This window comes from Pseudomonas sp. NPDC089396 (assembly GCF_044749545.1).
In the GTDB taxonomy this organism is placed as follows: domain Bacteria; phylum Pseudomonadota; class Gammaproteobacteria; order Pseudomonadales; family Pseudomonadaceae; genus Aquipseudomonas.
The window spans coordinates 314,534-327,734 of the sequence record NZ_JBIVIC010000004.1; the positions used below are offsets into that span (position 1 = coordinate 314,534).

Here is a 13,201-nt window from a genome sequence, read left to right on the forward strand (position 1 = left end):
AGGGGAGGTTCAGCGCACGCTGGCGACCGTTTCGGGCTGCCAGCCGCCGCCGAGCGCCTTGTAGATCGACACGATGCCGCGATACAGCTCGACTTCGCCCACGGCCTGGGCGTCTTCGGCGCTCAGCCGTTCACGTTCGGCATCGAGCAGCACCAGGTAGTCCACCGTGCCTTCGCGATAGCGCACCGAGGCCAGCTCCGCGGCCTTGCGGCTGGCGTCGCTCTGGCGCATCAGGGACAACAGCCGCTGCTGGGTCTTGTCGTAGTCGCTGAAGGCGTTGGCTGACTCTTCCAGGGCCAGCAGCACCTGCTGTTCATAGCTGGCCAGCGCCCCTTCGGCATCGGCCTTGGCGCCGCGCAGGCGGGCCCGCACGCTGCCCAGGTCGAATGCCGCCCAGGTGATGCTCGGCCCCAACGCCCAGGCATTGGCCGCCGCCGAACCGATCTGCGAACCGCGTGCCGCGGTAAAGCCGAGGAAGCCACTGAGGCTCACCCGAGGGAACAGGTCGGCGGTGGCCACGCCGACATTGGCGGTGGCCGCCGCTAGCTGGCGCTCGGCGCTGCGGATATCCGGGCGACGGCGCAGCAGCTCGCCGGGGTCGCCCACCGGCAGGGCCTTGGCGATTGCGGGCAGGGCCTTGGGCGAAAGGTCCACGCTCAAGGCGTCCGGGCGCTGGCCGAGCAGGGTGGCGATGCGGTGGCGAGCCCTTGCCTGTTCAGCCTGCAGTTGCGGCACGGTGGCCTCGACCCCGGCCAGGCGCGCATCGGCACGCACCACGTCGAGTTCGTTGCCGACCCCGGCGTCACGCAGGGTCACGGTGATGTTGCGCGACTCTTCCTGGGTCTTGAGGTTGGCCACGGCGATCTTCTCGCGCAGTTGCGCCCCGCGCAGCTGGCCGTAGGCGTCGACCAGCTCGGCGATCAGGCTGACCTGCAGCTGTTGCAGGTCGGCCTGGGCGGCCGCTTCCTGGGCTTCGCTGGCTTCGATCTGGCGCTGGATGCGGCCGAACAGGTCGAGCTCCCAGGCCATGTCCAGGCCCAGGTCGTAGCGTTCGCTGTTGACCCGTTGGTCGGTCTGGCCAGGGATCTGGCCCTTGCCGATTTCGCTGCTGACGCGGCTGGTGACCACCGGCAACTGGTCGTTGGCGGCGTCATCGCGGATCGCCCGTGCCGACTTGAGCCGGGCAAAGGCCAACCGCAGGTCGCGGTTGCCGTCCAGCGATGCCTGCACCAGCTGGTTCAGCACCGGGTCGTCGAACTGTTTCCACCACACGCTCTCGAAGCGGCTGCGGTCGAAGGCCTTGGCTTGCAGCTCGGTATCGACACGTGCAGGCTCGGTGTCCGGCACCTTGTAGTCAGGGCCTACCGCACAGGCCGCCAGGGCCAGGGCCAGCAGACTCGGGGTCAGGGGTTTGAGCAGTTTCATGCGTGGCTCTCCAGCGAGTGAGCGCGTTCGGCCTTGCGGGCCTGGCGACGCTCGACGAAACGGCGGATCAGGAAGAAGAACACCGGGGTCAGGAACAGCCCGAACACGGTTACACCGATCATCCCCGAGAACACCGCGACACCCATGGCATGGCGCATTTCAGAACCGGCACCGGACGAGAACACCAGCGGTACCACGCCCATGATGAAGGCGATGGAGGTCATCAGGATCGGCCGCAGACGCAGGCGGCAGGCTTCCAGCACCGCAGCCAGTGGGTCCAGCCCCTTGGCCTGCTCGTCCTTGGCGAACTCGACGATCAGGATCGCGTTCTTGCACGCCAGGCCCACCAGCACGATCAAGCCGATCTGGGTGAAGATGTTGTTGTCGCCACCCGAGACGATCACCCCGGTAATGGCCGACAGCAGGGTCATCGGCACGATCAGGATCACCGCCAGCGGCAGGCTCCAGCTCTCGTACTGGGCCGCCAGCACCAGGAACGCCAGCAGCACGCAGAGCGGGAACACCAGCAGGGCAGTGTTGCCGGAGAGGATCTGCTGGTAGGTTAGGTCGGTCCATTCGAAGGTCATACCGTTGGGCAGTTCCTCTTTCAGCAGCTTCTCGATGGCAGCTTCGGCCTGGCCGGAGCTGTAGCCCGGCGCCGCCGCGCCGTTGATTTCCGCGGTGATGAAACCGTTGTAGTGCATCACACGATCGGGCCCTGCGGTGTCGCTGACCTTGAGGAAGGTGGCCAGCGGGATCATCTCGCCCTGGTTGTTGCGCACCTTCAGCTGGCCGATCTGCTCGGCATCGAGGCGGAACTGCTGCTCGGCCTGGACGTTGACCTGGTAGGTGCGGCCAAAGCGGTTGAAGTCGTTGGTGTACAGCGAGCCCAGGTAGACCTGCAGGGTGTCAAAGATGTCGGTGATCGCCACGCCATGGGTCTTGGCCTTTTCCCGGTCGATGGCGGCATCGACCTGCGGCACGTTGACCTGGTAGCTGGTGAACAGCCCCGCCAGTTCCGGCACGTTCTGGCTCTTGGCGATGATGTTCTGGGTTTCCTTGTACAGCGCTTCGTAGCCCAGGTTGCCGCGGTCTTCGATCTGCAGGCGGAAACCACCAATGGTGCCCAGGCCCTGTACCGGCGGCGGTGGGAAGATGGCGATATAGGCGTCCTGGATGTCGGCGAACTGGGCGTTCAGCGCGGCGGCGATGGCGGCGGCCGACTGGCTTGGGTCCTTGCGCTCGTCGAACGGCTTGAGCGGGGTGAACACGATGCCGCTGTTCGGGCTGTTGGTGAAGCCGTTGATCGACAGGCCAGGGAAGGCTACCGAGTCGGCAACACCGGGTTGCTTCAGGGCAATTTCGCTCATGCGCTTGATTACCGCCTCCGTGCGGTCGAGGCTGGCGGCGTCAGGCAACTGGGCGAAGGCCACCAGGTACTGCTTGTCCTGGGCCGGCACGAAACCGGTCGGGGTGGACGAGAAGCCCAGGTAGGTCAGGCCCATGAGGCCGGCATAGACGAACAGGGCGATGCCGCTGGAGCGGATGACCCGGCGCACGCCGCCGACGTAGCGGTGGCTGGCGCGATCGAAGAAGCGGTTGAACGGGGCGAACAGCCAGCTGCCCAGCAGTTTGTCGAGGAACCGCGAGAAACGGTCCTTGGGTGCATGGTGGTCCTTGAGCAAGACGGCAGCCAGGGCTGGCGACAGGGTCAACGAGTTGAACGCCGAGATCACGGTGGAGATGGCGATGGTCAGGGCGAACTGCTTGTAGAACTGCCCGGTAAGGCCGGAGATGAACGCGGCAGGTACGAACACGGCGCACAGTACCAGCGCCGTGGCGATGATCGGCCCGGTCACTTCGCTCATGGCCTTTTGCGTGGCTTCCAGGGGTTTAAGGCCCAGTCCGATATTACGTTCGACGTTCTCCACCACAACGATGGCGTCGTCCACCACGATACCAATGGCCAATACCAGCCCGAACAACGACAGGGCGTTGAGCGAGAAGCCGAACAGGTGCATCACCGCGAAGGTACCGATCAGCGACACCGGCACGGCCAGCAACGGGATGATCGAGGCGCGCCAGGTCTGCAGGAACAGGATCACCACCAGCACCACCAGCACCAGCGCTTCGAACAGGGTGTGCACCACCGCTTCGATGGAGCCGCGCACGAAGATGGTCGGGTCGTAGACGATGCTGTAGTCCATCCCTTCGGGGAAGTCCTTCTTCAGCTCGGCCATCTTCGCCCGCACTTCATCGGAGATCTCGATGGCGTTGGAACCTGGGCGCTGGAAGATCGGGATGGCCACCGCCGGCTGGTTGTTCAGCAGCGAACGCAGGGCGTACTGGCTGGAGCCGAGCTCGACCCGGGCGATGTCCTTCAGGCGAGTGATTTCACCGTCGGCACCTGCGCGAATGATGATGTTCTCGAACTCTTCCTCGTTGACCAGGCGGCCCTGGGTGTTGATCGACAGCTGGAAGCTGGTCGAACCGGGGGCGGGCGGGGCGCCCAGCTGGCCGGCGGCGACCTGGCGGTTCTGCTCGCGGATGGCGGCGACCACGTCACTGGCGGTCAGGTTGCGCGAGGCGGTCTTGTTCGGGTCGAGCCACACACGCAGCGAGTAGTCGCCCATGCCGAACAGCTGCACATCGCCCACGCCGCCCAGGCGTGCCAGCTCATCTTTGATGTTGAGGATGGCGTAGTTGGACAGGTAGAGCATGTCGTAGCGGTTGTCCGGCGAGGTCAGGTGCACGACCATGGTCAGGTCGGGCGAGGCTTTGTCGACGGTGATGCCGATCCGTGTCACTTCCTCCGGCAGCTTGGGCTGGGTGCGGGTGACGCGGTTCTGCACCTGCACCTGCGCGTTGTCCAGGTCCGTGCCCAGGGCGAAGGTGATGGTCAGGGTCAGCTTGCCGTCGGCGGTGGACTGCGAGGACATGTACAGCATGTTCTCGACACCGGTGATGGCCTGCTCCAGGGGGGCGGCGACGGTTTCGCCGATCACCTTGGGGTTGGCGCCGGGGAAGTTGGCGCGTACCACCACGGTGGGCGGAACCACTTCCGGGTATTCGCTGATCGGCAGCTGGAACAGCGAGATCGAGCCCGCGATCAGCAGTACCAGCGACAGCACGGCCGCGAAGATCGGCCGGGTAATGAAGAATTTCGAAAAGTTCATCGGTGTGATCCCTTAACCGCGCGGCGACTGAGCGCTGGCGACTTTCTCAGTGGAGCCCGCTACCTTCTGCGCGCTGTTGCTGGCTTCGAGGGCCTGGCGCTGCTGGGCAAGGGCGGCGAGGGTCTGTTCGCTGGCCATCGGCGTTTCCTCCGGGGTCACCGGCGAGCCTGGGCGAACCCGCTGCAGGCCCTTGACCACGATGCGGTCGTCCTTGGCCAGGCCGCTGCGCACGATGCGCAGGCCTTCGAGCTTCGGCCCCAGCTCCACGGCGCGGTAGGTCGCCTTGTTGTCCTTGTCCATCACCAGCACGAATTTCTTGCCCAGGTCGGTGCCGACCGCTTCATCGTTGATCAGCATGGCGTCGTACTGGGCGCTGCCGACCAGCTTCAGGCGCGCATACAGCCCCGGGGTGAACTGTCCGTCGCGGTTGTCGAACACCGCGCGGCCACGGATGGTGCCGGTGCGCGGGTTGACCTGGTTGTCGACGAAGTTCATCTGGCCCAGGTGCGGGTTGCCGGTTTCGCTGGTCAGGCCCAGGTACACCGGGGTGCTCTGGCCGCGCTGGCCGTCGCGCGCCAGCTGGGTGTACTTGAGGTACACGCGCTCGTCGGCGTCGAAGTAGGCGTACACCTTGTCGGTGGAGACCACGCTGGTCAGCGGCGTGACATCGGCGCTGACGATGTTGCCGGCGGTGAACTGGGCGCGGCTGACGCGGCCGCTGATCGGCGCGGTGACGCGGGTGAAGCTCAGGTTCAGGCGTGCCAGGTCGAGCTGGGCCTGGATCGCGTCGACCCCGGCGCGGGCTTCGGCGGCGGCGCTGCTGCGCGATTCGGCAAGTTCGGCGGAGATCGCATTGCTGTCGCGCAGGCGCTCGCCACGGAGGGCTTCGTTGGCGCTGCGAATGGCGGTGGCCTTGGCCTGCTGCAGCTGCGCTTCGAGGCGGCGGACTTCAGCCTGGAACGGACGTGGGTCGATCTGGAACAGCAGGTCGCCTTTCTTGACCTGGGCGCCCTCAGTGAAGGCCACCAGGTCGATCTGGCCGGAGACCCGTGGGCGTACTTCGACGGTTTCCGGGGCTTCGAGGCGGCCGGTGAATTCGTCCCATTCGTTGATCGGCTGTTCGATCACCTTGGCCACGCTGACCTTTGGCGCGGCGGGCGCCTGCACAGCGTCCGGGGTTCGGCCACAAGCGCTGAGCACCACCACTGCCAGGGCAGCGAGGGGGAAGCGCAAGGGTTTGAGTGAGTGGTCCATGGAGAACTCCGCCAAGATATTAGTAGTGGGCGGAGTGTGAGTGCCTTGCGCGCGGCGCACGAATCGAACGCAGCGAAGGTTATTATCACGGGCAATGATAGGTCGGCATGTTTCATCGATGGTGGGCATGGTAGGGTGCCTGCACTGGCCTCATCGCCGGCAAGCCGGCTCCCACATAAGAGCTCGCAGGCCTGAAGGGCGATGGGGTACGGGTGGGAGCCGGCTTGCCGGCGATGAGGCCAGTGCAGGCCCGCTCCCACAGTGAAACCCCAGCACCCTCGCAAAAGTGACCTAAGGCTCCAACCGTGAATACCCCCCCAAAATTCCCCAGTCCCCTCGGCATCGTCTGGCTGGGCGTACTGCAAATCCTGGTCTGGGGCGGTTCCTTCTTCCTCATGGCAGTCATGGCCGACCCGATCAGCCGCGACACCGGCTGGCCCAGCCAATGGGTCTACGGCGCACTGTCGCTGAGCCTGATGGTTTCGGCCCTGTTGGCCCCACTGAGCAGCCGTCTGGTCGCCCGCTACGGCGGCCGCCCGCAAATGGCCGCCAGCGGCGCAGTGGTCGCGCTGGGCCTGCTGATCATGGCCGCCAGCCACAGCCTGGCGTTGTTCCTGCTGGCCTGGGCGGTGATTGGCGTGGGCATGGCCATGGGGCTGTACGAAGCCCTGTTCGCTACCCTTGGCGGGTTGTATGGGGAGGGTGCAGGCAAGGCCATCACCGGCATCACCCTGATCGCCGGTTTCGCCTCGACCCTGTCCTGGCCCATCGTGGCATTGGCCATCGAGCACCTGGGCTGGCGGGTGACCTGCGTCTGCTACGCGCTGGTGTTGATCGTGGTGGTGGCGCCGCTGTACTGGCGGGTCCTGCCCGCGGGTGGCCGGGTCGAGCCGCGTAAACAACACCAAAGCGCTGAGGGAGGCGAGGTTGACCGCCAGCTCTACCTGCTGCTGACCAGCCTGTTCGCCATCGGCGCGATCATCATGACGGCCATTGCCGTGCAGCTGGTGGCCGTACTGCAGGGCCTTGGGCATTCGCTACCGGCGGCCATCGGCCTGGCCGCGATGCTCGGCCCCAGCCAGGTGGCGTCGCGGGTCCTGCAGATTCTTGCAGGCAAGCGACATCCGGTCTGGACGGCGCTGGCCTGGGTGAGCCTGGTGCTGGTCGGCCTGCTGCTGGTCACGCTGGTGCCGGCGGCCACCGCCGTGGGCCTGCTGGTATTCGGTTGCGGCAATGGCCTGCGGGCGATCGTGCGGGGGTTACTGCCGCTGGCGATGATGCCACCTGCGCAATACGTGCTGCTGATGGGACGCATGTCGCGGCCTTCGCTGATCGGGCAGGCGTTGACGCCGCTGGTCGGGGGTTACCTGTTCGAGCATTTTGGCGCGATGGGGGTGCTGGCAACGCTGTGCCTGCTGGCGTTGGCCAACGTGGGGTTGGTGCTGGCAGTGATGCGCAGGGTACGCCGCAGCGCCTGTACGGGTTGAAGCTTCCGACCAGCCGCATTGGCGCACAGGCACCGGGTGCACTAGCGTTTTGTTCAACTTCGCCAGCAGCGTTCATCGCGCTGGGTCCGCGAACGCCGACGTCAGTCCCCCCGCTGTGAGACCAGACACCTATGCAGGACTCGCGCCCGAATCCGACGTTCCCCCTGGAATATCGTGCCGAACGGCCGATCGTCAGCGACTTCCTGCAGCAAGCGAAGCGTTCGCCCGATGCCCCGGCGATCATCGCCGAGGGCGCAAGCTGCAGCTATCAGCAGCTGCAGCGGATCAGCCTGGGCATCGCCAGCTTCCTGCTCGAACACGGTACCGCTGGCACCGATCGGGTGCTGATCGTCTGCAGCCGCGGCGCGGGCCTGGTCTATGCCATGCTCGGCGCGCTACGCGCCGGCTTGCCCTTCAGCGTGGTCGATGTGGCTTACCCGGCAGCCCGCATCGCGCAGTTGGTCGATAGCCTGGAGCCGGCCTTCATCATGCTCTGTGGCGACGCGCAGGTCGCCGTCCCGGCAGGCCGTAACCCGGCGCAGCTTGTCAGGGTAGCGGAAGCACCCGCCCAGGCCTTGCAGCAGTTCCCCGAGCAGTCCAGGGCCCTGCCCGAAATCGATCCCAGCCGTCCTGCCTATATCACCTTCACCTCCGGCAGCACCGGAACACCCAAAGGGGTCGTGACCCATCACGCACCCTTGGTGCATTTCATCGACTGGCATGTGCGCCGCCACGGTTTCACCGAGCACGATCGCTTTTCGCTGCTGTCGGGCCTTGGGCACGATCCGGTCTACCGGGATGTCTTCACGCCCTTGTCGATTGGCGCGGCAGTGGTTTGCCCGGCTCAATGCACACTCACCCACCCGGCGCAGCTGGCAGCCTGGATACGCCAACATGGCATCTCGGTCATCCACCTGACACCGCCCCTGGGCAAGCTGATCGCGACCGGCGCGAGCATCGACCCGCAGCCGCTCGGTGAACTGCGCTGGCTGTTCTGGGGCGGCGATGCACTGAGCCCCACGCTCTACCAGACGATGCGAACGATCGCACCCAATGCCACTAGCGTGAATTTCTATGGCACCACGGAAACGCCGCAGGCGATGGTGTTCCATCAACTCGATGGGCAGCCTGGGCAGACGGCGCTACCGCTGGGCAAAGGCATCGACGACGCCCAGGTGCTGGTGGTGGTGGGCGAACAGCAACAGTTGGTCGGCGAAGGCGAGGTGGGCGAAATCCTTATCCGCAGCCCGTACCTGTCGATGGGTTACTGGCGGGACGCGGCGCTGACCGCGGAAAAATTCGTGGTCAATCCGTTTACCGGCGTGCAGGGCGATACCTGCTACCGCACGGGCGATCTGGGCACCTATCTGCCTGACGGCAGTGTCGCCTTCCTCGGCCGCGCCGACTGCCAGGTGAAGATTCGCGGCCACCGCATCGAGCTGGCAGAAATCGAAAGCGTGCTCGCCAGGCAGCCGCAGATCGAGCAGTGCGTGGTCGTGGCCAGCGCCGACAGTGCAGCGCCAAGGCTGATTGCCTACTGCGTCGCGCGATCCACTGTTGCGTCTGCGCAGTTGCGCGAGGCCCTGGCAGCGCAGTTGCCGGACTACATGGTGCCGGCGCTGTTCGTGTTCATCGAGGCGATACCGCTGACACCCAATGGAAAGATCGATCGGCGGGCACTGCCGGCGCCATCTGATGGCCATGCCGGCGAGGCGCTGACGCCGGTGACGCAAAAATTGGCCGATGCCTGGGCCAAGATACTCCAGGTGCCGAGTATCGACGCCAACTTGAGTTTCGTAGAGCTGGGCGGCGATTCGTTGTCGTTCGTCCAGGCTTCGAGGGTGCTTGAAGAGCTGATCGGACAATTGCCGGCACGCTGGGAACTGATCCCGGTGAAGCGGCTGGCCGAACTGGCCGGTCAGGCCAAGGCGCCCAGGCACGCACTGCGGGCGATGGAGATGCCGGTATTGATGCGCATGTTGTCGATCCTGTTGATCGTCATGGGGCACTTGGGCGTGCTCGGCAAGTGGGTGATCACGGGCGAAACCACCGCGCTGTTCCTGGTGTCTGGCATCGGCTTTGCCAGGTTCCAGGTCAATGCGATCAATGAGCGCGGCGACGCCCGCGTGCTGCTCAAGTCGATGCTCGCCATCGCGTTGCCCACCGTGCTGTATACCGCGCTGGTGCAGTGCCTGTTCGACAAGGTGCACTGGCAATCGCTGCTGCTGATTTCCAACTGGTTCCCTGCCGAACGGGTCGGCCATTTCAGCTACTGGTACATCGAAGTGCTGGTACAGATGCTGCTGATCGTCGGCCTGGTCCTGTCGATCAGGCCGGTGCGCCTGCTGATCATGGCCGACCCGTTCCGCCATCTGTTGCAGGCTGCATGCGTCCTGCTGGTGATGGACCTCGTGCTTGGCCGCTGGGTGTTCGACGCCACGCCGCTCTACAACCGCGTCCCCCAGCATTACCTGGCGGCCATGGTGCTGGGCATGGCCGTGCAATACGCCGATTCGACGTCGCGCAAATGGCTGGCCAGTGCGGTGGCCATGTTGGTGATCGGCGAACTGGAGATCGCCACCATCGCAGGCTACGGGTGGGATGCCTGGCTGAGCGGGGTGCACATCGACATCGCCTTGCCGGCGGTGCTGGCGCTGATCTGGTTCAGGTCGGTGCCGGTACCCGCTGTTGTGGCACGGGTCGGTGCGCTGATCGCCTCGTCGACCCTGTTCATCTACCTGACCCATTTCCAGTTCCAGTCCGTGGCCCGGCGTATCAGCGATCAGCCACTGGTCGCGGTGGCCTTGGCCATCGTCGGCGGCATCCTGGTGGCCTACTGCTGGAACGCTTCGCTAGGCCTGGCCCTGAAACGCTGGAGCCGGGCACGCAAGAAGCACGAAGCCGATACCCTGGAACCTGTCGCTTGAGCGGCGTCAGGGGTTGCCTGGCGCCAGGCCATTGAGCAGCAAGCGTACTGACGAGGCTGTTGCGGCCTGGTAGTCGATACGTTGCTGCGTCTCTTTCGGCGCGTGCCAGCATCGGTCGATGCACGCTTGGGCAATGGCCCAGACCGACGGCAGCACGTGCTCCGGGTTGACCGCTGCCAATTGCCCGCTGCCGACCCATTGGCGAATGTGGGCGGTATTTTCCTGAGCCTGGCAGGCCCAGCGTTCGAGAAAGTCCCCCGGTATGCGTCGACCACCTTCCTTGAGTTCCTGCAACAGCACTTTCGAGGCGAACGGGCGCCCCTCGAACAGGCGGATCATCACGCTGACCATGCGGCTCAGCGCTTCCAGCGGCGGGTCGTCGTGGCGAAAAGGTGCGCAGGCGTCCAGGTAGCGGGGGGCGATGTCTTGCAGCACGTGGCTGTAGATGTTCGCCTTGGACTTGAAGTAGTAGAGGACGTTGGACCGCGGCAGGCAGGCCAGGGCGGCGATGGCCGAGAGCTTGGTTGCGGCATAGCCCTGTTGGGCGAACGCTTCGCTGGCGGCATTGAGGATGGTGCAGCGCACGGGCTCGGCCGATGGCTCTTCGCAAGCCTTGGGCATTTCTCGCGGCAACTCGAACGGCATGATGTACACGGCAAGGCTTCCCTGAAACGCCAAAGCCGTAATATACAAAAATATATAGCGAAAGTGTGTCCGGGCCGGCCCATTCGCGGGACAAGCCCGCTCCTACAGGACCTGCACTGCTATCGAAGTCAGTGACAGACCTGTGGGAGCCGGCTTGCCGGCGATAGGGCCCGAACAGGCTGTGCATTGAGCCTGTGCTGGCCTCATCGCCGGCAAGCCGGCTCCCACAGGGATCGCGTAACCTTCAGGTACTGGACTCAGCGCCGGTAGTAACGATGATCCCCATCATAACGATGATGCATCGCTCGCTCATGCCGGCGTTCCCAGTCGCGGCGGCGCTCGTAGTCACGGCGCGCCTGCTCCCGGCGCCATTGCTCGCGGCGCCACTCTTCACGGCGCCAGTCGTTGCGCCGGTCATGCCGGTAGTGGTCGTGCTCGTAGCGGTCATCATGGGCCAGCAGTGTCGCCGGCTGCTGCGCTGCCACACTGGCCAGGCTTGGCCACGGGTTCTCGGCGGCCTTCTCGGCGGGCACCTCGGTGGCGCGTACAGGGATTGAAACCTTCATCGGTGTTGCAGATGCCGAGCCCATTGCCGCGAACGCGAACAGGCTGACAAGCACTATCCGTGGGACATGGATTTTCATGAGCGAAGACAACCTCTGCTGAGTATTGGGCGTTAGGCCAAGGGCCTGTTCACATAGACCAGCAATCCGGAAAAAGTTCTAGAAAACCGTCACTTAAAACACCAGCAAGGGGCCACTCGCTGCTGGCCGAATGCAGTCAGCGGCTGCCAGGAACGCTATACTTCGCACCTTTACCCAGGCCTCGGAGCGCTCATGCGGCAGGTTTTACTCATCGTCGATGTCCAGTCCACCTTCAGCCCGCCCGAGTGGCTGGTCGATGGCATACGGGCGTTGTCCGCGACGATTCCTACCATCGCCTCGATCGAGCTGCACGACGAGCAGATCACCCCGTTCGACAAGCAGCTCGGCTGGCACCCGGCAGCCCAGGACGAGAGCCTGGTCGAGGCCGACCGGGTGTTCGTCAAGCACGGCTATGGGCAGACTGCAGAGACGATCGAGCACCTGCGCCAACTGGGGGCGGAGCGGGTACTGGTGTGCGGGCTGCAGACCGAAACCTGCGTGCTTGCCGCTGGCTTCGCCTTGTTCGATGCGGGGCTGGTGCCGACCTTGATCACCGACCTGACGGTAGGCTCATCGCTCGACCGCTCAGGGAAAATGGGCATCGAGTTGTGGAAGCATCACTTCGGCAATGTCACTACCCGGGCCGAGGTACAGGCCGAGCTCACAGCCTGACCCCTTCGATACTGCGGCCCAGCTTGTGCGCCTGGGCCTGCAAGACCCGCATCAGCTGCAACGCCGCCTGCGAGGGGGGCTCGAAGCGCGAGTAGACGAAACTGATGTCGAAGTGAATGTCTTCCGCCAGCGGCACCACGGCCAGGCCGCTGTCCTGCGCCACGAACTCGTCGATCAGGGTGATGCCCATGCCTTGCTTGACCAGCGCCACCGCTTCATTGGCATTGGTGAACGACAGCAGCGAATCCAGCTGCAAACCCTGCCGGCGTATCGCTTCGGCCAGCAACTGGCCGAACGGCATGTCCGGGCGGAACAGCAACAACGCATGGCCCACCAGCTGCTGCAGGGTCAGTGAAGGCTGCTGCGCCAGCACGTGATCGGCCGGCATCACTGCCACCATGCGCCCGCGCATGAACGCCTGCGAATGCAAGTGATCGTGAACCACCGGCAGGGCGGCGATCGCCAGATCCACCTTCTTCGCCAGGATCTGGTTAGGCATCTCGCCCATCAGCGAGGTCTGCCACTCGATCTGCAGCGCGGGCGACTCGCGCTTGAGCTGGGCCAGGGCCATCGGGATGACCACCGTGGATAACGAAGCGCTGCAGCACAGGCGCAGGCTACGGTGCGTACCCGCCGCCAGTGACAGCGCGCACTCGTTGACCTGCAAAGCCGCCTGGTACACCCGTTCGACCTCACGGAACAGCACCTGCGCCTCCTCGGTGGGCACCAGGCGGTTGTTGATGCGCTCGAACAGGCGATAGGTCAGCCGTCCTTCGATATAGCCGATCAGCTTGCTCACCGCCGGTTGCGAAACATACAGCAGCTTGGCGGCGGCGCTGATCGAACCGGTCAGCATCACTGCGCGAAACACTTCCATATGGCGCAGTTTGAACAGCATCGCGCTGGCATCCGCGCCTTCTTTGCCGAGCTGCATGGGTATTACCTCTGGTTATGGTCTACGCCATCTGTGT

9 protein-coding genes are annotated in these 13,201 nt (G+C 64.9%); 3 read left to right on the forward strand and 6 right to left on the reverse strand.

Features of this window, described 5'->3' with window-relative positions:
• Positions 1-9: 9 nt before the first annotated feature.
• From ACIPZB_RS09660 to mexE, 3 genes are read right to left on the reverse strand one after another with little or no spacing between them, the layout of a single operon-like run.
• Complete coding sequence (locus ACIPZB_RS09660; RefSeq protein WP_400640013.1) at positions 10-1,425, reverse strand: efflux transporter outer membrane subunit; 1,416 nt, start codon at positions 1,423-1,425, stop codon at positions 10-12.
• Positions 1,422-4,601 (reverse strand): efflux RND transporter permease subunit, encoded by a 3,180-nt coding sequence (locus tag ACIPZB_RS09665; RefSeq protein WP_400640014.1) that lies wholly within the window; start codon positions 4,599-4,601, stop codon positions 1,422-1,424. The genes ACIPZB_RS09660 and ACIPZB_RS09665 overlap by 4 nt, the downstream gene beginning before the upstream one ends.
• A gap of 12 nt (positions 4,602-4,613) precedes the next feature.
• Complete coding sequence (gene mexE, locus ACIPZB_RS09670) at positions 4,614-5,855, reverse strand: multidrug efflux RND transporter periplasmic adaptor subunit MexE (RefSeq protein WP_400640015.1); 1,242 nt, start codon at positions 5,853-5,855, stop codon at positions 4,614-4,616.
• A 305-nt stretch (positions 5,856-6,160) separates the two neighbouring features.
• Between mexE and ACIPZB_RS09675 the strand changes: the two genes are divergently transcribed.
• Together ACIPZB_RS09675 and ACIPZB_RS09680 are read left to right on the forward strand one after the other, a co-directional pair.
• Positions 6,161-7,342 (forward strand): MFS transporter, encoded by a 1,182-nt coding sequence (locus ACIPZB_RS09675; RefSeq protein ID WP_400640016.1) that lies wholly within the window; start codon positions 6,161-6,163, stop codon positions 7,340-7,342.
• Between the two features lie 131 nt (positions 7,343-7,473).
• The gene (locus ACIPZB_RS09680; RefSeq protein ID WP_400640017.1) at positions 7,474-10,269 is read left to right on the forward strand and encodes an amino acid adenylation domain-containing protein; all 2,796 of its coding nucleotides are present in this window, start codon (positions 7,474-7,476) and stop codon (positions 10,267-10,269) included.
• A gap of 6 nt (positions 10,270-10,275) precedes the next feature.
• On the opposite strand, the gene ACIPZB_RS09685 is transcribed toward ACIPZB_RS09680, so the two are convergent.
• Complete coding sequence (locus ACIPZB_RS09685) at positions 10,276-10,914, reverse strand: TetR/AcrR family transcriptional regulator (RefSeq protein WP_400640137.1); 639 nt, start codon at positions 10,912-10,914, stop codon at positions 10,276-10,278.
• Between the two features lie 257 nt (positions 10,915-11,171).
• Positions 11,172-11,480, reverse strand: a complete 309-nt coding sequence (locus tag ACIPZB_RS09690) for a hypothetical protein (RefSeq protein WP_400640018.1) — start codon at positions 11,478-11,480, stop codon at positions 11,172-11,174.
• Positions 11,481-11,750: 270 nt separating this feature from the next.
• Between ACIPZB_RS09690 and ACIPZB_RS09695 the strand changes: the two genes are divergently transcribed.
• Positions 11,751-12,230: an isochorismatase family protein gene (locus ACIPZB_RS09695; protein ID WP_400640019.1), complete on the forward strand. Its 480-nt coding sequence runs from the start codon at positions 11,751-11,753 to the stop codon at positions 12,228-12,230.
• Here ACIPZB_RS09695 and ACIPZB_RS09700 read toward each other — a convergent pair.
• Positions 12,220-13,164: a LysR family transcriptional regulator gene (locus ACIPZB_RS09700; RefSeq protein ID WP_400640020.1), complete on the reverse strand. Its 945-nt coding sequence runs from the start codon at positions 13,162-13,164 to the stop codon at positions 12,220-12,222. The two genes, ACIPZB_RS09695 and ACIPZB_RS09700, sit on opposite strands and share 11 nt — an antisense overlap.
• Positions 13,165-13,201: the final 37 nt, after the last annotated feature.

Excerpts from the sequence above, each read along its gene's own strand:
- ACIPZB_RS09660 (WP_400640013.1), bottom strand. The coding sequence starts at position 1,425 with ATGAAACTGCTCAAACCCCTGACCCCGAGTCTGCTGGCCCTGGCCCTG.
- ACIPZB_RS09665 (WP_400640014.1), bottom strand. The coding sequence starts at position 4,601 with ATGAACTTTTCGAAATTCTTCATTACCCGGCCGATCTTCGCGGCCGTG.
- mexE (WP_400640015.1), bottom strand. The coding sequence starts at position 5,855 with ATGGACCACTCACTCAAACCCTTGCGCTTCCCCCTCGCTGCCCTGGCA.
- ACIPZB_RS09680 (WP_400640017.1), top strand. The coding sequence starts at position 7,474 with ATGCAGGACTCGCGCCCGAATCCGACGTTCCCCCTGGAATATCGTGCC.
- ACIPZB_RS09685 (WP_400640137.1), bottom strand. The coding sequence starts at position 10,914 with ATGCCGTTCGAGTTGCCGCGAGAAATGCCCAAGGCTTGCGAAGAGCCA.
- ACIPZB_RS09690 (WP_400640018.1), bottom strand. The coding sequence starts at position 11,480 with ATGAAGGTTTCAATCCCTGTACGCGCCACCGAGGTGCCCGCCGAGAAG.
- ACIPZB_RS09695 (WP_400640019.1), top strand. The coding sequence starts at position 11,751 with ATGCGGCAGGTTTTACTCATCGTCGATGTCCAGTCCACCTTCAGCCCG.
- ACIPZB_RS09700 (WP_400640020.1), bottom strand. The coding sequence starts at position 13,164 with ATGCAGCTCGGCAAAGAAGGCGCGGATGCCAGCGCGATGCTGTTCAAA.